Source organism: Gluconobacter sp. Dm-62, from assembly GCF_018256155.1.
Lineage (GTDB): Bacteria > Pseudomonadota > Alphaproteobacteria > Acetobacterales > Acetobacteraceae > Gluconobacter.
In genome coordinates this window covers 195,814-214,576 of the sequence record NZ_JAERLY010000004.1, presented here as the reverse complement: position 1 = coordinate 214,576, position 18,763 = coordinate 195,814, and the positions used below count along the sequence as shown (strand labels likewise).

Sequence of the window (18,763 nt, the reverse complement as noted above, 5' to 3'; positions counted from 1 at the left end):
TCCACGAGGAAGTCTCATGTCCTTCATTCCCGATACTGACGCCGAGGCCCTGAGCGCGCTGTTTTCGCGCCGCTCCGTTCTGGGAGCCACTGCCGCTGGCGGTCTTCTGGCGACGCCTTTGGCCGCTTTTGCACAGTCCGGCGCGGCTTCCAGCCCTGGCGAAGCGGAAATCACCGTTGATCAGGCCCGTCAGGAGCCGATCCCCATTGTCATCCCGAATTTCGGAGCGGGGCTGGGTGAGCAGATTTCCGGCGTCATTACGTCCGATCTGAACGGAACCGGCCTGTTCAAGGTCATGGGCGGCAGCGTGCCTCCCGGCTCCACACCGGATTTCAGCGCACTCAAGGCGCAGGGCGCCCGTGCGGCCGTGGCCGGTCAGGCTGTAGGTTCGGGCAGTGTGCGCGTCGAGATGCGTCTGTGGGATGTGCTTTCCGGCCAGCAGCTTCAGGGCACGGCCTATACGGCCTCCAACAGCAACTGGCGTCGGATCGCCCATATCATTGCTGACGTGATTTATGAGCGGATGCTGGGCGAAAAGGGCTATTTCGACACCCGCATCGCCTATATCGCCCGGACTGGCCCGCGTCATCACCAGATCACGCGTCTGGCTCTGATGGATCAGGACGGTGCGAACGAGCGTATGCTGACGGGCGGGGAGTGGCTGACGCTGACGCCGCGCTTCAACCCGGTCCGCGACCAGATTGCGTTCATGTCCTACGCCAACAACCGCCCGCGTGTGTATCTGTTCGATCTAGCGTCTGGTCGTCAGCAGATCCTGGGTGAGTTCGCGGGGATTTCTTTTGCGCCACGCTTCTCGCCGACAGGTGGATCGGTCGTGCTGTCCGCCACGCGCGGTGGCGGGTCCGATATCTTTGTGGTCGATCTGGCCTCGCGTTCGAAGCGTCAGATTACGAACTCCAATGGCGCGATCGACACCAGCCCGTGCTTCAGCCCGGATGGCAGCCAGATTGTGTTCAACTCTGATCGTGGTGGCAGCCCGCAGCTTTACATTATGAGTGCATCGGGCGGCGCTGCGAAGCGGATTTCCTATGGCAGCGGCCAGTATGGCTCGCCAGTCTGGTCCCCGCGTGGAGACCTGATCGCCTTTACCCGTATCGGTAGCGGTGGCTTCTCACTTGGCGTCATGAACCCTGATGGCACGGGTGAGCGCATCCTGACGCAGGGCTTTACTGTTGAAGGTGCGACGTTCTGTCCCAATGGTCGTGTGCTGGCCTTCTGCCGCCAGAGCGCATCCGGTGCGGGTGGTGCGGGCTTCTCGTCGGGTATCGGGACGATCGATATCACGGGCTTCAACGAGCGTCCGATCCGGATTTCGACGGGTGCGTCCGATCCGGCCTGGTCCCCGCGCAACGGCTGAGACCAGACTCCGCGCTTCCGGTCCGGGAGCGCGGATTTGCAAAAGGGTGGGGAACCCTTTTTCCTGTAGGGCGTCGCAAGGACGGCTCTAACAGGAGAATTCCCCATGTCCCCTCAGGAGACACGGCAGTGGCGCCCGCTGCTGCACTACGCCCCGGCCCGGAACTGGATGAATGATCCGAACGGGCCAATCCTGATCGACGGGGTGTATCACCTCTTTTACCAGCACAATCCGGTTGAGCCCGTCATGGGCTATATTTCCTGGGGGCATGCCACCAGCCGCGACCTGCTGCACTGGGAAGAGCAGCCTATCGCACTGCCGTCCACTCCGCAGGAGCAGATCTATTCCGGCACGGTGATTTATGACCGGGACAATCGCAGTGGTCTGGGAACACCGGAAAATCCACCGCTTCTGGCACTTTATACCAGCGTGTTCCGCGACATGTCGGGAGAGCAGGAAGACGGGACGCAGGCTGTTTCAGTTGCGTTCAGTCTGGATGGCGGGGTGAACTGGACGCGCTACCGGCATAACCCGGTTCTGACGCTTGATCCCGTGTCTCAAAACTTCAGGGACCCGGCGCTGTGCTGGTACGAAGAGGGCGGTTACTGGGTGCTAACGGCGGTCGAAGCCGAGCAGCAGGTGGTCAAGCTTTTCCGCTCCACCGATTTTCTGAATTGGGAGTTCCTCAGCGATTTCCGTCCCCCCGGCTATCATACGCCGGACATGCTGTGGGAGGTGCCGGTTCTGGTGCGCCTGCCCATCGATGGTGAGGCAGGGCGCCACGGTTGGGTGATGATCGTGAGCGTCAATCCCGGTGGCCTGACCGGCGGATCAGGGACGTTCTATTACGTGGGCGACTTTGACGGCACGGTTTTCACGCCCGCAGAGCAGCCCGTGGCTGCGGATGATCCCTGGCAGTATCGCTGGATGGATTATGGGCCTGATAATTATGCGATCGTCTGTTTTTCCGGAACGCCTGCACCTGTCAGCATTGGCTGGATGGGCAACTGGAACTACGCCAACCATGTGCCAACATCGCCCTGGCGGGGGCAGATGACATTGCCAGCGTTTCTGTCGCTGGCCCGGGGAGCCGATGGCGCGCTTGTGGTGAGGCAGGTGCCGGTCAGTCTTGGTGCTCCGGAAGAGGTTTTTGCGGCAGGCGAAATTCGTCCGGAAGCTGGAGAGCCGTGGGTTCTGGAGGGTGCGCTGAATTGCACCGACGTTGCAAATGACGTCGTGGATCTGCAACTGGTGATCGAGCCTGATGGTGACGTTGCGGTTCTGACCGTTGCTGCTACGCAGGATGGGAAGACAGGCACGCAGATCCTCTATGATCCGGGACGTCAGGAGCTAATTGTGGATCGCAGTCGATCAGGTCTTCCCGTGCCGGATAATTCCTTCACGACGCGACATGTGGCTCCCCTCTCGATGCAGGATGGGCGCGTTTCTCTGAGGGTTATTGTAGACCGGAGTTCGGTTGAGATTTTTGCCGGCGACGGACTCGTCAGGATGACTGAGGTGATCTTTCCACCTCCCCATGCTACGAGCCTAACGCTGGGCAGCTACGCGGGCAGCGCATGTTTCAAAAGCGTTAAAGTGTCCTGGTTTCGATGATATGGCAGAATTCTGCCACATTCGTCAGGACAGCTGTGACATTTATGCCGAAATTTCTGGTTCCGAATGTGAATCGAACTTTCTGTGCCTGAGCGGCGTTAACACGACACTTGACCCATGATTTGAGTCATGAGTATGGGCGCTTATGGCCACTGTTTTTCAGGGGATGCACCGCAGGATCGCAACCGATTCCTGAGTGTTCCGATCTGAAGGGGAGTGGTCCGGAATAACGCGGCATTTTCCGCATTCGGTTCCAGTTGTGGGGCCGTTCTCAGGATTGAGACACATGAAGTTCAAGGTATTTGGCGCGCTTGGTCTGGCGCTTGTTCTCGCAGCCTGTTCCAACGGCAACACCAACAAGGGTGACAGCAACGGTGCAGGCGCCGTCGCTCAGGAAGCTGGCCCGACGCCTGGCAGCGAAGCCGATCTGGTCGCCAATGTCGGTGACCGCGTCTTCTACGAGCTGAACCAGTCCCAGCTCTCCGAAGAAGCCCGCGCAACGCTGGACAAGCAGGTTGCATGGCTCGCCAAGTACCCGCAGGTCAGCATCCAGGTTGCTGGCAACTGCGATGACCGCGGCACGGAGGAGTACAACATTGCTCTCGGCCAGCGTCGTGCGAACGCAGCCCGCGACTATCTGGTCGCCAAGGGCGTGAGTGCTTCGCGCATCACCACGATCTCTTACGGCAAGGACCGTCCGACCGCCGATGGCGATGACGAGCAGTCCTGGTCGCAGAACCGTAACGCCATCACGTCCGTTCGCTGAACCGACGTTTCGGCCCGTACGGACTGAGATGATGAGCGGCCGGGGGATTATCCCCCGGCCGTTTCTGTTTTATGACTGGGCCATGTTGCGCGCAAAACCTGCCTGCGTGCCCGTGACTGCGAGTCTGTCTCAGGAGATCCGTTATGGTGCTGTCCCGTTCCCTGCGTGCCGTCTTTCTGGGCACGGCTCTGTCCGTCCTGTCGCCCGTCATATCGGCTGTGGCTCAGGATGCACCTGACAGTGGTGAAATTTCCTCACGTGAAGCCATTGCCCTGCAGGACCAGATTGCGTCCCTGCGCCAGCAGCTTTCTCAGGTTCAGAGTGGGGCAGGTAGCCTGGGGGCGCCAAGCGCCACTGCAGCCCCTCAGGTTTCCGCCGGCGACGGCAATCTGACGGCACAGCTTCTGGAACGTGTTTCTGCACTTGAAGAGCAGAATCGTCAGATGCGTGGCGAGCTGGATCAGCTCAGCAATTCTGTCCGGGACAATCAGGCCAGTGTGTCCAAGCAGATCTCTGACATGCAGTTTGCATCGCAGAGTGGCGGAGGAGCCGCCCCGACTGCTGCTGCTTCAGCCTCTGCAAAAGGGACCAGCGAGGAAAAGCCTTCCGCTGCCGCGCCGGATGCTTCCGCTCAGCCCAAAACAGCTCTGGAGGCGTTGAAGATTGGTAACGCGTCGCTGAGATCTGGCAATTATACGGATGCGGAAAGCAACGCGCGGTTCGCCGTAAAAACCGCGCATAGTGTGCCGGGCAAAGTGGACGCGCAGTTTTTGCTGGCGCAGTCCCTGGCAGGGCAGAAGCAGTATCGTCAGTCGGCCGTCGCCTATTACGATGCCTATAGCAAGTCTCCGAAATCCCAGAAGGCTCAGGATTCCCTGCTGGGTGTTGCGGCATCCATGCTGGCGCTTGGCGACAAGGGTTCAGCCTGTCAGGCGCTGGACAAGCTCAAATCCGAGTTCCCAACCCCTGCGCCGCGCGTAAAAACGGCTGAGACGACCTTTCGGAGCCGTGCGGCCTGCAACTGAAATTCACCTCTCAGAGTTCCGGGGTATGGCGTCCGGTTGGAGAACGGGAGTTTTCCAGCCTGATGGCGCAGTTCGGGCCTTGGCCTCCGGATGTTGAGGAAGCGCCGGTCGCACTGGCTGTTTCTGGAGGTGCTGATTCCACGGCCCTTGCGTTGCTGGCGCGGCGCTGGCGACGCAACGTTCTGGCATTCGTGGTGGATCATGCGTTGCGGTCTGAGTCGGCTGCTGAAGCACGACTGACCATTCAGCGTCTTGCAGATATGGGGGTAAAAGCCCGGCTCCTGACGCTGGAACCTTTTCCTAAAGGCCGGTTGCAGGAGCGTGCACGGCAGGCGCGGTTCGAAGCGCTTGAAGCGGCCTGTGTCGCAGAGGGATGTCTGGACCTTCTTGTCGCGCATCATGCGGGAGATCAGGATGAGACGGTGTGGATGCGAAGCCTGCGTGCGAGTGGTCCTCTGGGTCTGAGCGGTATTCAGCCTGTTTCTGTCCGCGGCCGGATCCGACTGGTCCGGCCCTTGCTGTCGCTGCAGCCGGATCGTTTGCGGAAGACGTTACAGGCGGAAAATCTGCCCTGGATCGAGGATCCGTCGAACGCGAACCGGCGCTTTGAACGTGTGCGGTGGCGGCAGGATCTGACGCCTGAACAGCGACGTGATGCCGATACTTTGCAAATTGCCGCCCGGCAGGACCGCCAGCGTCTGGAAGGGGACGTTGCCGCAAACCTCGCCCGCTATGCTGTCTGGCACGCTGAAGGCTGGGTTTTTCTTGAGCAGGCCGGAATGGGCGAAGAAAATCTGTCTGTATTGCTTCGTCTGGTCTCGGGAAAGCCCTATCGTCCGGCGCGCGAAGCTGTGCAGACCCTGCTGAAACATGGGCATGGAACCCTGTCAGGGGTTCAGGTTCGGCGGGGAGGGCGGTTTGGAGACGGCGTCATTCTGGTTCGCGAGGAAAATGCGCTTGAACCGCAAACTCGTGCGGGTGTTGGGGCGGTCTGGGATGGTCGCTGGCGTCTTCTGACCCGGGACGTTCCGCAGGGCGCCCTGATCGGCCCCCTTGGAGATGCGGTTCATGCACTGGATCTGCGCAGGCTGGGACTTCCTTATGCCGCTGCTCGCTGCCTGCCGGGCATATGGCATGAAGGTCAGCTGGTTTCGTGGCCATGTATCGGGAAAATGCGCGGGAAAGTGGATTTTGTCTGGGCCGGTGGTGTCCCGGCGACGGGAGAAAATCATTTCAGGACGTAAAAAGAGCTTCAAAAACGCAAGAAATGCGTTTTCCTGTCCTTGGTGGGGTAGGATCGTGGACGCGGAGGCTTATGTTATGAAGTCAACGCAGAATGTGACCGGTCGGCCAGTTGTGACGGGGGTTCCCGGACCGCATCTGACGGAACAGTCTGAAGGACGACAGAGAGCGAGATGAACAATTTAGGCCGTAACGTCGCGATCTGGGTGGTCATCATCGTGGTCGGAATGGCAGTGCTGACAGCCTTCCAGCCCGGTGGCGGCCAGCATGCAGCCCAGCAGATCGCTTATTCCGATTTCATCCATGATGTGGATCAGCATCAGGTCCGTTCCGTCGTGATCCAGGAGCAGAACGTCTCCGGGACCCTGACGAACGGAACATCTTTCGAGACCTATGCTCCGCTTGATCCGAGCCTTCCGGCCCGTCTGACATCTTCTGGCGTTGAAGTGACCGCCAAACCGATGGAAAGCGGGGAAAGCCCTATCCTGCGTTACGCCAGCGCGTATCTGCCGGTTCTGCTGCTGGTCGGGCTGTGCTTCATGGTTTTCCGTCAGATGCAGGGTGGCGGCGGCCGGGCCATGGGCTTTGGCAAGTCCCGTGCCAAGCTCCTGACCGAGAAGACCGGGCGTGTAACGTTTGAAGATGTCGCCGGTATCGACGAGGCAAAAGCCGAGCTTCAGGAGATTGTCGAGTTCCTGCGCGATCCGCAGAAATTCACCCGTCTGGGTGGCAAGATCCCCAAGGGTGCGCTGCTCGTTGGGCCGCCGGGTACGGGTAAGACGCTTTTGGCGCGTGCCATTGCGGGCGAAGCCAATGTGCCGTTCTTCACGATTTCCGGGTCGGACTTTGTGGAAATGTTCGTCGGCGTCGGTGCGTCCCGTGTGCGTGACATGTTCGAGCAGGGCAAAAAGTCTGCGCCGTGCATCATCTTCATCGACGAAATCGACGCCGTGGGCCGTCATCGTGGCGCAGGCCTTGGCGGTGGTAACGACGAGCGTGAGCAGACACTGAACCAGATGCTGGTCGAGATGGATGGTTTTGAGAGCAATGAGGGCGTGATCCTGATTGCCGCGACCAACCGTCCGGACGTTCTGGATCCGGCTCTCCTGCGTCCAGGCCGCTTTGACCGTCAGGTTGTCGTACCGAACCCGGATGTTGCCGGTCGTGAAAAGATCCTGCGTGTTCACATGAAGAAGGTGCCGCTTTCTTCAGATGTGGATCCCAAAGTCATTGCACGTGGAACTCCTGGTTTCTCGGGCGCGGATCTGTCCAATCTCGTGAATGAAGCTGCGCTGATGGCGGCCCGTCAGGGACGCCGGACCGTGGGTATGGCACAGTTCGAGGAAGCCAAGGACAAGGTCATGATGGGGGCTGAGCGCCGTTCCATGGTCATGACCGAGGACGAGAAGCGTTCGACTGCCTACCATGAATCCGGACATGCCATCTGCGCGATCTTCACTCCGGGAAGTGATCCGATCCACAAGGCGACAATCGTGCCGCGTGGCCGGGCTCTGGGTCTCGTCATGACCCTGCCGGAGAAAGATAACATTTCCTACAGCCGCAAATGGTGCCTGGCCCGTCTGGTCATCGCCATGGGTGGTCGTGTGGCAGAGGAAATCATTTTCGGTCGGGAAGAAGTCAGTGCGGGTGCTTCTGGTGATATCAAAAGCGCCACGGACCTTGCGCGCCGTATGGTTACTGAATGGGGTATGAGCGACAAGCTTGGTATGATCGCTTATGGCGATAACGGGCAGGAAGTGTTCCTTGGTCATTCCGTGACCCAGAATAAAAATATTTCGGAAGAAACTGCGAGAGAGATCGACAAGGAGGTCAAGGTCCTGATCGATACGGCTTACAGCCAGGCCCATGATCTGCTGACGACCCGTATTGAAGATCTGCATCGTCTGACCGCAGCGCTTCTGGAATATGAAACCCTGACGGGTGATGATGTTGGTCGCATCATGCGGGGTGAGGCCATCGAGCGCACGTCGGATGATGAGCAAATGCCGGACAACCGCCGCGCATCTGTCCCGACGACGCGCCCCGGAGCGTTTGATCCGGCGCCTCAGGCGGGCTAATCAGGCAGCCAATCGCACCAACAGGCGCGTCATTGAGGAGACATTCCTCGGTGTCGCGCCTTTTTTATTTCTGGCAGACAGGCAGGATTCTTCATTATGGCTACCAAAAGGTCTCTGTTCGGTACTGATGGTATCCGGGGAACGGCAAACACCGCACCCATGACGGTCGAGATCGCACAGAAGCTGGGTCAGGCGGCCGGCCTGTATTTTATGCGGAGCCAGAACCGACGGCATAGCGTCGTTCTGGGCAAGGATACGCGTCTCTCTGGCTACATGCTGGAATGCGCTCTGGTTGCGGGGTTTCTATCTGCAGGAATGGACGTCATTCTGGTCGGACCGCTCCCGACACCGGCTATTGCCATGCTGACGCGCTCCCTTCGGGCCGATCTGGGCGTGATGGTTTCTGCTTCGCACAATCCCTTCACGGATAACGGCATCAAGCTGTTTGGACCTGATGGCTTTAAGCTGTCTGATGAGGTGGAGGGTCAGATTGAAGAAATGATGTCTCAGGATCTGTCTGCGCGGCTGGCCTCTCCGGCACAGATCGGTCGGGCGTCACGCCTTACAGATGCTGCCGGACGTTATATCGAGAACGCAAAGGCATCCTTCCCCCGCGGCCTGCGCCTGGATGGTCTGAAAATCGTTATCGACTGTGCCAATGGCTCCGCTTATCGGGTGGCACCCACTGCACTGTGGGAACTGGGTGCAGAAGTCATCAAGATCGGCTGTTCGCCTGATGGGCTGAACATCAATGATGGTGTTGGATCAACCCATCCGGAAACGTTGTGTGCAGCTGTCCGGGAGCATGGTGCGGATTTCGGCATTGCGCTGGATGGTGATGCGGATCGCGTGCTGATTGCGGATGAAGCCGGCAATCTGGTTGATGGAGATCAGATTATCGGTCTGATCGCTGCTTTCTGGAAGCAGCATGACCGGCTGCGGGGCAATACGGTGGTTACGACCGTTATGTCCAATATGGGTCTGGAAAAAGCTTTGGCGGAAAATGGTCTCGAGCTTCAGCGGACGGCGGTAGGCGATCGTTATGTTGTTGAACGCATGCGAGAGATCGGCGCCAATCTTGGCGGCGAGCAGTCCGGACATATGGTCCTGTCAGACTACGCCACTACAGGGGATGGTCTGATTGCCGCGTTACAGGTTCTAGCCGTTTCTGTTGAAACCAAACGGCCTGCGAGTGAGATCTGCCGTTTCTTCACGCCTTATCCCCAGCTTCTGAAAAATGTCCGCTATTCAGGCACCAGTCCGATGGGCAGTCCGGATTTGGCGGCGGCAAAAGCCTGGGCAGATGAGCGGCTGGCCGGGAGTGGCCGCCTTGTCCTGCGTGCAAGCGGGACGGAGCCGCTGATCCGCGTCATGGCCGAAGCGCAGGATGAAGCGCTTGTGCATGAAGTGGTGGATCATGTCTGTGATGTCATTCGCGCAATTGCCCACGTCTGAATCCGGCTGTCGTTCATATATACGAGAGCTGGCAAGATCAGTCTGATCCAGTGAAAGATCAGACTGTTGCGTCGGCAATCTCCGCAGTGATCTTTGGGGCCGGGAGGGCGGCAGAGACTGCGTCTGCGGCATCGTCTTCACGCAGGATGTAGCCGCGTCCCCACACTGTGGCGATCAGATTTCCAGCACCGACATTCTGTAATTTACGGCGCAGTTTGCAGATGAAGACGTCAATGATCTTCATTTCCGGTTCGTCGATGCCGCCATACAGGTGATTGAGAAATGCGTCCTTGGTCAGGACGGATCCCTTGCGGATTACCAGCAACTCCAGAATGGCATATTCTTTGCCGGTCAAATGGAGCGGAGCACCATCAACGGTAACATTTTTGCCGTTGAGGTCCAGCTCAAGATTTCCAATGCGAAGCTTGGGCTCAGCAAAGCCACGGGAACGCCGCATGACAGCCTGGAGACGGGCAACCAGTTCACCTTCGTCATAGGGCTTGGTCATGTAGTCGTCCGCACCCATGGAAAAGGCCCGAATTTTTGCTTGAGGCCGTAGCAGTGCCGACAGGACGAGAATGGGTGTCGTGATGCGGCTTGTCCGGACGCGCCGGATAACTTCATATCCTTCAAGATCATTCAGCATCAGTTCGAGCACGACCACGTCATAATCATAATGCCGGAGCATTTCGATGGCCTCTTCACCCGACGGCGTATGGTCAACGGTAAATGAGGCGTTTCGCAGAATCTGGGATAACGTGGCGGCGGCAGACTGATCGCTATCGACAAGAAGAATACGCATGTTTCAACTCCCGGCTTGGTGAAGCAATGGTTACTACCCAAGGTTGTGTCTGTCGATAGATATGGATCAAAAATCGTAAAAATGTCATTATTTTTCTCTCAAAAGGAGAACATTAGTCTTCTCTTAACGGTCGGGTTGTAAGATCCCTAAATGGAAACAAACCGCAGAAAACGGCCGGAAACTGTCACATGACCGATCATGCCAAGCTGCTTGAAAAGCTTTTGAACCTCACCTGCGAATGGGTTGTAGGAAGCGTTAAAGACGTCGTGGGTCTGTGTATGACAGTCGTCGGACTTGATGGATTCATTACGATTGGAGACCGAGTCGCCGTTAAAGCGCGTGATGGTCGCGTGGTACAATCCGAGGTTGTGGGGTTTCAGGGCAACGTTGCGCGGCTGATGTCGTTTGCTCCTCTGGATGGGATTGGCCCAGGTTGCGAGGCCAAGATTCCCTTCAATCGTCGTGATGGCGGCCTTGGCGTCAATGAGAGTTGGCTGGGTCGGGTTCTGGATCCATTGGGGCAGCCGATTGATGGAAAAGGTCCGTTGTCGCCATCTGTGGAGCGGCAGGCTGTTCAATGCGCACCACCAAACGCGGCCAGCAGGGCACGGCTCGGAGAGCGTGTTGATCTCGGGGTCCGTGCGCTGGATGCATTCACGACATGCCGTCGCGGGCAGAGGCTTGGTCTCTTTGCTGGTTCCGGAGTTGGAAAATCAACTTTGCTGTCCATGCTGGCGCGAGGTGCGGATTGCGATGTCGCCGTGATCTCGCTTGTTGGTGAACGCGGGCGTGAAGTTCGGGAATTCATTGAGGATGACCTCGGGCCAGAAGGGCTGGCACGAAGTGTTCTGGTCATTGCAACCTCGGATTCACCGCCATTGATGCGCCGCGAAGCCGCTCTTTCCGCCATGGCGATCGCAGAATACTTTCGGGACCAGGATAAGTCGGTTCTGTTGTTGATGGACAGTGTGACGCGCTTTTGCATGGCTCTGCGCGAAATTGGTCTGTCAGCTGGGGAACCACCTGCGACACGAGGTTACCCGCCTTCGGTATTCGCTGAACTTCCGCGGCTTTTGGAGAGGGCTGGCCCAGGTTACCCAGATCAGGGAATGATCACAGCGCTTTTCACTGTTCTTGTGGAAGGCGACGACCAGAATGAGCCTGTTGCAGATGCCGTGCGTGGTATTCTGGACGGGCATATTATTCTTGATCGCAAGATTGGCGAGCAGGGGCGATATCCTGCCATTGATGTCTTGCGGTCTCTCTCGCGCGCCGTCCCGGGATGTAATTCGGAGGAAGAGAATGCTCTTACACGACGTGCACGTGCGGCTATGGCAACATACCAGCGTATGGCGGACATGATCCGTCTCGGCGCATACAAGCCCGGAACAGATCGGGAGGTGGATGAAGCCATCGCGCTGATGCCAAAATTGGACCGGTTTCTGTCTCAGGGGCGGAACGAGCGTTCCACACGCGCTGAAGCTTTTGAGCAGCTGGCACACATCATGCAGACAATTTCACCAACTGCCCCTCTGAATGCGGCATGAAGGATTAATCAGGATGGAGCGTTCACCCCTCGATACACTGATTGCGTTGCGAGAGCAGGAACTTGATCTTGTGGAGCGGAGCTTCGCAGATGCGGTGGCGCGCGAGACGGCTGCGGAAGAGAAGCTGGCTGCTGCCCAGCTGGAAATTCTGAGCGAGCAGCAGATCGCGTCCAGCCCAACGGCAGGTGACGGCGCCGTCGAAGCTTTCAGTCGCTGGCTTCCTGCAGGGCGCCAGGCGGTTACAGAGGCTCAGGACCGTTGCCGTGAAGCTGCGTTGGATCGGGAGACGGTGCGGTCTGCATTGATTGCTGCCAGAGCCGCTATGGAAGCGGTCAAGACATTGCGTGAAGAGCAGAAAGAGGAAGAGCGGCAAGTGGAGCTCAAGAAAGAACAGAACGCTCTGGACGAACTGGCTACCCGTCAGTTCGGAAGGTCCTGAGCTGTTCCGTACCCGCGTAATGCATTTTCAATCTGCGCCGCGGTACCGATCAGGGCGCATGCAACCGGATGTGTACTGTCGCGGACGAAGGAGAGAACCAGATCCGGATCACTGGGAAAAAGATCGCTTGGCAGAGTAATAACTGGTGTCATTTCGCCGCTACTGGATGCCTGCTCAGCGGCGTGGGACATGATGCGCAAAACCGCTTTTTCAAGGGCGGGAAGAAGAACCATGTGAGGGGCGTCATGATTCCCAGCGTGGGTTTCTACCAGTTCATTCCAGCCGTCGCGCGTTACGAAAGCGGGGATACCGTCGGGGGGCGTATGACGTTCCGCGCGCAGGAGGGTGCCTGACTGGGCCATGCGGAGAATATCCAGGGCAGGAAGAAGTTCGGGGTCGAGTTTGATGGACATTCTGATCTTTGATCTGAGGGGCGAAAAGGCCGTGCCATTCTGCACAAGACACGGCCTGAGTTCTGTGTTTAGTGCGGCGGGTTGCCCATGGCCTGCATGAGGGCCGTGACCTGCTCGGGCTGGGCCTTGAAAAGGGCGACATTGGTGGGGTTGGGGCTGGGCATGCCAGCCGGAAGCTGACCGTTACTGGCGGCCAGGGTCATGCCGAATGCTGTCATCCCCATGACAAAGCTTTCCGGCGTGAAGCCGTGGCTTTGCAGGACGGGAGCCAGACCCGGAACCTGACTGATCTGTCTGATCGTGTCTCCAAGACCCGTGCCGTGGGAATTGGGCGGCTGGATATTTCTGGCCTGAAGTTCAGCGATTGTGGCTGAAGCACGGGTCATGAAGTCCGGTGGCAGGGGATAGTGCATGGCGCGTTCTGTATCTGCGCGGACCTGGGGCGAAACCTGCGGAGCCTGCTGTGGTGCTCCCTGAACAGGGGCACTCCCGTCAATCTGGGTCTGGCTTTGGACGCCGCCCTGATAGGCTGGCGGCGGATAGGACTGTGCCTGTGCTGCAAGGGGCACAATCGCAACAGAGAAAAAGAGGGCTGTGAGCCCTGTCATGCGGGGAAATGTCATGCCTGCACCCATTCGCCAGCGCGCATCAGTGGCACGCGGTTGCCATTCTTGAGACCATCGAGGTCGATCTTGTCCGAACCGATCATCCAGTCAATATGGATGAGAGAGTCGTTAACACCTCTCTCCAGCAGTTCTTCCGGCGTCAGGCCTTCGATATCGACCATGCATTTCGTATAGGCTTGGCCAAGCGCGATATGGCTGGACGCATTTTCATCGAAAAGCGTGTTGCGATACAGGATCTTGCTGGCCGAGATGGGCGAGGAATGGGGCACGAGTGCCACTTCGCCGATCCGCGCGGCGCCTTCGTCGGTATTGAGGATGCGCTTGAGCACATCTTCGCCCTGACTGGCTGTTGCCTCGACAATGCGGCCGCTCTCAAAGCGCACCGAGATGTTATCGATCAGAGTGCCCTGATGGAAAAGCGGCTTGGTGCTGCTGACGCGCCCGTCAACCTTGCTGCGATGGGGCGTCGTGAAGATCTCTTCCGTAGGGATATTCGGGTTGCAGACAATGCCGTTGCCCGATTTTTCCGATCCGCCCGCCCAGAGATGACCATCCGCAAGGCCGACTGTCAGGTCGGTGCCGGGGCCGCTGAAATGCAGGGCTTCGAACCGGCTGTCGTTCATGAACTTTGCGCGGGCATGCAGGGCGGCATTATGGGCGTTCCACTCGGCGACGGGGTCAGCCACATCAACGCGTGAGGCCTTGAAGATTCCGTCCCACAGGGCAGCGAGGGCGTCTTCCGGGGGAAGGTCCGGGAACACCTGCTCGGCCCAGGCCGGGGTGGCGCAGGCGATGATGTTCCAGTTTACGGCGAACTGGGTGATGATTTCCATCGCCGGGCGGTTGGCCTTGGAATTTGCCCGGTTGGCCCGGGAAATGCGCTCGGGGTCCTGCCCCTTCAGAAGAGTCGGGTTGGCGCCGGTGATGGCCATGCGGGCCGCCCCTTCGCGGAAGGCGCGTGCCATGCCATCGGCCAGCCATGTTGGAGCGACGTCAAAGGCATCGTCCGGGGCATGGAGGAAGCGGGCGAGCGTGGTCTCGTCATCTGCGTAAAGCGTTGTCACCACAGACGCGCCGGCCTTGTAGGCGTGTTCTGTCACCCGGCGGACCAGTGCGACTGCCGAAAGTGGAGCGGTGATGAGGAGCTGCTGGCCCGGTGCAATGTTCAGGCCAACGCGGACGGCGACTTCGCCCAGGCGATCGAGCAGCTGTTCGTGCGAAAAGGTGGAAGGAGCAGACACGTTGGACTCTTTCGCAGTGATCATTCTGTCGATCATGGTGTGCCCTGTAGCGTCGAAGTGCAAGAGAGCGGTGCCGGGCGTGAGGTGACAGGCCGGCAGCCGCACAGTATCGTCGAAGCATGGAACCCGGACTTCATATTTTCGCCGATCCAGGCGAACCCGACCAGCGCCCGTTTGATGTGGCGGTCGTTATGCCCAGCCTGTTGCGGCCCTCTATCGTTCAGGCGCTCCAGTCCGTATTTCGGCAGGAAGGGGGGTTACGGGTTCAGATCATGATCGGCGTGGATCGTTCCCCAGGTGATGGCGCGGACGCGTTGCTGCGGCGCGCTGTCGAGGGACGGCCGCCTGGCTGGGTAGTCGAAGTTTTGTGGCCCGGCTATTCCACGTCCCAAAGGCATGGTGGATTTGGTCGTGCAAGGGATGGAGGCGTGTTGCGCAGCGTGCTCAGCCAGCTCTCGAATGCGCCTCGTATTGCCTATCTCGATGATGACAACTGGTGGGCTCCCGATCACCTTTCTTCCCTTCTGACGGCTATCGACGGGGAAGACTGGGCCTGGGCTGGACGCTGGTTCGTGCATCCGCGGACTTTGAAACCCATATGCGAGGACCAGTGGGAATCGGTTGGGATCGGGGGAGGGATTTTCCGCGAGAGTTATGGCGGGTTCGTTGACCCAAACTGCCTGATGATCGACCGGACCCGGGTGCCGGAAGCGCTGGAAATGTGGAACCAGCCTTTGGCTGGAGACGGGACGCAGATGACAGCGGACCGCAATGTTTTCAGAACATTGATGGACCGGCCCGGCAGACCGACCAAGCAATATACCGCCTATTATGTGCTGACCGAAACAGATGGGCTGCATGCGACGCGCTTGCGTCTGATGGGGCCAGCCTGGGACAGGGCTTCCTGCGAAGTCGTTGATCAGGAAGCCTGATGCAGGCAGCCGACGGGACGAATATTCCCGTCCGGCTGTCTGTGGCGTCCATTACATGGAGCGGATCGTGTTGCGGCGTGGCGGACGACGCTGGCGGTCGGACTGGGCGTCCGGGCTGGCGGCTTTGGCAGCCTTGTCGCGTGCTATGGTCCGCAGTTCGGTTTCCAGTTCGCGGATGCGGCGCTGGATGCTCTCCTTCAGGGTCGGAGAAGTGTGTGACTTCATGGAAGCGATTGTTTCCTTGAGGTCCCGGAGCTGTTTTTCCTTTTCGGCCTGATTACGGCGAATAGGCTGGTTGTCGGACATCTGTCCTTGAAATGCACGCATGTGTTCGGTCTTTCCGCATGAAGCATCCACAAGGCCTCCCGCTCATCCAAAAGATGGCGGGATGGAGCACGCTGAGGCGTGCCCGGCTGGCCCTGTCAGGCTCATGATTATGGGGGACGGAGTATTACCGTCCGGTTAATTCAGGATCGTGGGGAGAGGATGTCCCGCAAAGCGTCTGTAAGGCGTATGCAGGCTTCGTCCGTTCCGATCGAGATGCGCAGCCAGTCCTGGATGCGCGGGGTTGAGAGATGCCGGACAAGGATCGCACGCTCGCGCAGGGCTGCGGCGATGGCTCCGGCCTTGTGCGCCGGATGGTGCACGAGAACGAAGTTGGCACAGGACGGCAGGACTTGGAAGCCAAGATTTTGCAGCTCCGGGACCAGTCTGTCACGGCTGGCAAGGACGCGTGCCGTGATGTCAGCAAGCCAGTCAGTGTCATGGATTGCTGCGATGGCCCCGGCCTGTGCAGGGCGGGAGAGAGGATAGGAATTGAAGCTGTCCTTGACGCGGAAGAGACCGTCAATCAGCTCCGGAGAGCCAATTGCAAAACCCACACGCAGTCCTGCCAGGGCATAGGACTTGGACAGCGTCTGAACCACCAGAAGATTGTCATAGCGGTGTGTCAGTTCAATGGCAGACTGCGCGCCGAAATCCACATAGGCCTCGTCGATGATGACAGTGCGGTCCGGATAGCGTTTCAGGACTGTCTCAATCTGTTCCAGCGGCAGAGGGATACCCGTATTGGCGTTGGGATTGGCGATGATGATCCCGCCGCAATCGCCGGTGTAGGCGTCGATGTCGATCGAGAAATCGTCATTGAGCGGGATATGGCGGAACGGCTGTTCGAAAAGTCCGCAATACACTGGATAGAAAGCGTAGGTTACGTCCGAGAACAGAACCGGAGAGTCATCGTGAAAGAGGGCCCGAAAAGCATGCGCCAGGACTTCGTCTGAGCCGTTGCCTACGAAAACATGGTCAGCCGTTGTGCCGAACCGGGCGGCAATGGTGTCGCGCAGGTCGGAGGCTGTCGGGTCCGGGTACAGGCGCATGTCGTCGGTGGCAACATTCCTGATGGCTTCAAGGGCCTTCGGGCTCGGGCCATAGGGGGACTCGTTCGTGTTAAGCTTCAGCAGATCCGCGACATTGGGTTGTTCGCCAGGCACATAGGGGTGCAGGTCACGGACGCGGCTGTTCCAGAAACGGCTCATGCGGATGCTCCCGCGAACAGGCTGGTCATGAGCTGGCGTTCGGCGAGCTCGCGGGCGGAGACGCCGTCCGCGTCTTTTAGGTCAGGGTTGGCACCAGCAGCCAGAAGCTTCTTCGCCATGTCTTCGCGGTTGAACATGATCGAGAACATCAACGGCGTGCGACCGGCATGATTGGCATGATCCACCTGCGCGCCGTGATCGAGCAAAAGTGTTGCGATGTCGGTCAGGCCCTTGAAGGCCACCCCTGACAGGGCGCTGGCACCCTTGAGATCGGTCGCTTCCGTATCGGCGCTGCGGTTCAGCAGCAGGCGTGTGGCATCGGCGTGGCCGTTATAGGTGGCGACGATCAATGCAGTGTAGCCGCGGCTGTCGGGGGTATCGATGGCCATGCCGGCATCCAGAAACTGGGTCAGGAGGTCGGTATCGCCTTCACGGGCCGCGTCGATGAACAGGGCGGTGATCTGGTCTGACGTGAAAGTGACGTTCTGGGCGTTCATGACGGTTTCCACATGGCGGTGTCCCTCAGAGAGGGGATGTCGGAAGGAGTTTAGCTTTTTGTGTCAGCTGGCGGAAGGGTGAGGCTTTCGCCATTCTCCAGCGCCGCGAAAGGGCGGCTGCCAGGGCGGCTTGCGAATTCCAGACGGGTTGGGGGCTCCAGAATAGCTTCGTCGGTCAGCTGGAATGTCCCGAAATGGATGGGTAACCCCTGTTTTGCCCTGAGTGTATCAAAGGCCATGAGTGCTTCTTCCGGCGACATATGAACGCGCCGCATCAGGTCGCGCGGGTCGTAGGCGCCGATAGGCAGGATGGCGAGGTCGATGTTTGGCCATCGGCGGTGGATCGCGTCGAAATGCTTGCCCCAGGCCGTGTCGCCCGCGAAAAAGACCGTGTGCCCATCGGCTTCAATCATGAAGCCGCCCCAGAGCGCGCGGTTGGAATCGAATGGCGTGCGCGCGCTCCCATGCAGGGCAGGTGTGGCCGTGATGCGGGTGCCGTCGTCGGTTGTGCCTTCCCACCAGTCCAGTTCCATGATGCGGGGCAGGGCAGCCTTTTCCAGATGGCGGCGGTTGCCCGGCAGGGAGATGCAGAGCGGGTCGTCGCGTTCGGCCAAAGCGCGCAGGCTCGGCAGGTCCATGTGGTCGTAATGACAGTGCGAGACGAGGATGATGTCGATGCGGGGCAGGGCGTTCAGCGCGATGCCGGGCGGCCGCACGCGACGGGGGCCGAAACTGCGGAAGGGGGAGCAGCGTTCGGAGAATACCGGGTCAGTGATGATCCGCAGAGGCGCGCGTCCTGTGCGGCCGAACTGGAGCAGAACGGTCGCATGACCGACAAATGTGACGCAGCATTCTCCCGGAGCAGGCACGGCCTGATCGAAGGTTTTCTGCGGCGGAAGAGCATCCGGCCAGCGTGGTCTCAACCCCATCTGCCAGCGGAAGATGTTACCAGCCCGCTGGGACACTTTGCGGGCTGTCCGGGCCTCGTCCGGGCGCCAGGCCTCGGGATTGCTGTAACGGCGTCCGTCGAAGTGCGGCAGGTTGTCATCAAGCACAAGAGCGTGTTTCACAATATGGTTTACCAATCAGCCATTGCGTCCGGCGCGACTTCGCGTCATGCCGTGGCAGCAGAATGTACGGGGGATATCGTTGCGTTTCTTCCCGTCAGTCACA

18 protein-coding genes are annotated in these 18,763 nt (G+C 59.2%); 10 read left to right on the top strand and 8 right to left on the bottom strand.

Going from position 1 to position 18,763, the window contains the following annotated elements; translation table 11 throughout:
* Nucleotides 1-16: 16 nt before the first annotated feature.
* The 7 genes from tolB to glmM all read left to right on the top strand — a co-directional run bounded on the left by tolB (nucleotide 17) and on the right by glmM (nucleotide 9,558).
* A complete protein-coding gene (tolB, locus tag JK202_RS06950) occupies nucleotides 17-1,378 on the top strand; it encodes a Tol-Pal system beta propeller repeat protein TolB (protein ID WP_211559550.1) in 1,362 nt (453 codons plus the stop codon).
* A gap of 105 nt (nucleotides 1,379-1,483) precedes the next feature.
* Nucleotides 1,484-2,992 (top strand): glycoside hydrolase family 32 protein, encoded by a 1,509-nt coding sequence (locus tag JK202_RS06945; RefSeq protein WP_211559548.1) that lies wholly within the window; start codon nucleotides 1,484-1,486, stop codon nucleotides 2,990-2,992.
* Nucleotides 2,993-3,278: 286 nt separating this feature from the next.
* Nucleotides 3,279-3,758: a peptidoglycan-associated lipoprotein Pal gene (pal, locus tag JK202_RS06940; protein WP_194259171.1), complete on the top strand. Its 480-nt coding sequence runs from the start codon at nucleotides 3,279-3,281 to the stop codon at nucleotides 3,756-3,758.
* Between the two features lie 143 nt (nucleotides 3,759-3,901).
* On the top strand, nucleotides 3,902-4,783 hold the full coding sequence (locus tag JK202_RS06935) for a tol-pal system YbgF family protein (RefSeq protein WP_211559546.1): 882 nt from the start codon (nucleotides 3,902-3,904) through the stop codon (nucleotides 4,781-4,783).
* A 62-nt stretch (nucleotides 4,784-4,845) separates the two neighbouring features.
* A complete protein-coding gene (gene tilS / locus JK202_RS06930) occupies nucleotides 4,846-6,027 on the top strand; it encodes a tRNA lysidine(34) synthetase TilS (RefSeq protein WP_211559544.1) in 1,182 nt (393 codons plus the stop codon).
* Between the two features lie 171 nt (nucleotides 6,028-6,198).
* Nucleotides 6,199-8,103 carry an ATP-dependent zinc metalloprotease FtsH gene (ftsH, locus tag JK202_RS06925; RefSeq protein ID WP_211559542.1) on the top strand — a complete coding sequence of 635 codons (1,905 nt, stop codon included), beginning with the start codon at nucleotides 6,199-6,201 and terminating at the stop codon, nucleotides 8,101-8,103.
* Between the two features lie 96 nt (nucleotides 8,104-8,199).
* Nucleotides 8,200-9,558 carry a phosphoglucosamine mutase gene (gene glmM, locus JK202_RS06920; protein WP_211559540.1) on the top strand — a complete coding sequence of 453 codons (1,359 nt, stop codon included), beginning with the start codon at nucleotides 8,200-8,202 and terminating at the stop codon, nucleotides 9,556-9,558.
* A gap of 58 nt (nucleotides 9,559-9,616) precedes the next feature.
* Here glmM and JK202_RS06915 read toward each other — a convergent pair whose 3' ends face one another.
* The gene (locus JK202_RS06915) at nucleotides 9,617-10,360 is read right to left on the bottom strand and encodes a response regulator transcription factor (RefSeq protein ID WP_211559538.1); all 744 of its coding nucleotides are present in this window, start codon (nucleotides 10,358-10,360) and stop codon (nucleotides 9,617-9,619) included.
* 188 nt (nucleotides 10,361-10,548) lie between these two features.
* On the opposite strand from JK202_RS06915, the gene fliI reads away from it, so the two are divergent.
* Nucleotides 10,549-11,907: a flagellar protein export ATPase FliI gene (gene fliI, locus JK202_RS06910; protein WP_211559536.1), complete on the top strand. Its 1,359-nt coding sequence runs from the start codon at nucleotides 10,549-10,551 to the stop codon at nucleotides 11,905-11,907.
* A 13-nt stretch (nucleotides 11,908-11,920) separates the two neighbouring features.
* The gene (fliJ, locus tag JK202_RS06905) at nucleotides 11,921-12,346 is read left to right on the top strand and encodes a flagellar export protein FliJ (RefSeq protein ID WP_211559534.1); all 426 of its coding nucleotides are present in this window, start codon (nucleotides 11,921-11,923) and stop codon (nucleotides 12,344-12,346) included.
* Here fliJ and JK202_RS06900 read toward each other — a convergent pair.
* The 3 genes from JK202_RS06900 to JK202_RS06890 all read right to left on the bottom strand — a co-directional run bounded on the left by JK202_RS06900 (nucleotide 12,328) and on the right by JK202_RS06890 (nucleotide 14,662).
* Nucleotides 12,328-12,759, bottom strand: coding sequence for a hypothetical protein (locus JK202_RS06900; protein ID WP_211559532.1), 432 nt, complete (start codon nucleotides 12,757-12,759; stop codon nucleotides 12,328-12,330). The two genes, fliJ and JK202_RS06900, sit on opposite strands and share 19 nt — an antisense overlap.
* A gap of 68 nt (nucleotides 12,760-12,827) precedes the next feature.
* Nucleotides 12,828-13,367, bottom strand: coding sequence for a hypothetical protein (locus JK202_RS06895; RefSeq protein WP_249199750.1), 540 nt, complete (start codon nucleotides 13,365-13,367; stop codon nucleotides 12,828-12,830).
* A gap of 11 nt (nucleotides 13,368-13,378) precedes the next feature.
* Nucleotides 13,379-14,662, bottom strand: a complete 1,284-nt coding sequence (locus tag JK202_RS06890; protein WP_211559528.1) for an aminopeptidase — start codon at nucleotides 14,660-14,662, stop codon at nucleotides 13,379-13,381.
* An 83-nt stretch (nucleotides 14,663-14,745) separates the two neighbouring features.
* Here JK202_RS06890 and JK202_RS06885 point away from each other — a divergent pair, with 83 nt between their 5' ends.
* On the top strand, nucleotides 14,746-15,558 hold the full coding sequence (locus JK202_RS06885; RefSeq protein WP_211559526.1) for a glycosyltransferase family A protein: 813 nt from the start codon (nucleotides 14,746-14,748) through the stop codon (nucleotides 15,556-15,558).
* Nucleotides 15,559-15,609: 51 nt separating this feature from the next.
* Here the strand turns inward: JK202_RS06885 and JK202_RS06880 are convergent, their stop codons facing one another.
* From JK202_RS06880 to JK202_RS06865, 4 genes are all read right to left on the bottom strand, one after another.
* The gene (locus tag JK202_RS06880) at nucleotides 15,610-15,885 is read right to left on the bottom strand and encodes a hypothetical protein (RefSeq protein WP_211559524.1); all 276 of its coding nucleotides are present in this window, start codon (nucleotides 15,883-15,885) and stop codon (nucleotides 15,610-15,612) included.
* A 140-nt stretch (nucleotides 15,886-16,025) separates the two neighbouring features.
* Entirely contained in the window at nucleotides 16,026-17,093 is a 1,068-nt protein-coding gene (gene hisC / locus JK202_RS06875; RefSeq protein ID WP_211559522.1) for a histidinol-phosphate transaminase, read from the bottom strand.
* The gene (locus JK202_RS06870; protein ID WP_211559520.1) at nucleotides 17,090-17,590 is read right to left on the bottom strand and encodes an ankyrin repeat domain-containing protein; all 501 of its coding nucleotides are present in this window, start codon (nucleotides 17,588-17,590) and stop codon (nucleotides 17,090-17,092) included. The genes hisC and JK202_RS06870 overlap by 4 nt, the downstream gene beginning before the upstream one ends.
* Nucleotides 17,591-17,640: 50 nt before the next feature.
* Entirely contained in the window at nucleotides 17,641-18,645 is a 1,005-nt protein-coding gene (locus JK202_RS06865) for an MBL fold metallo-hydrolase (protein WP_211559693.1), read from the bottom strand.
* Nucleotides 18,646-18,763: the final 118 nt, after the last annotated feature.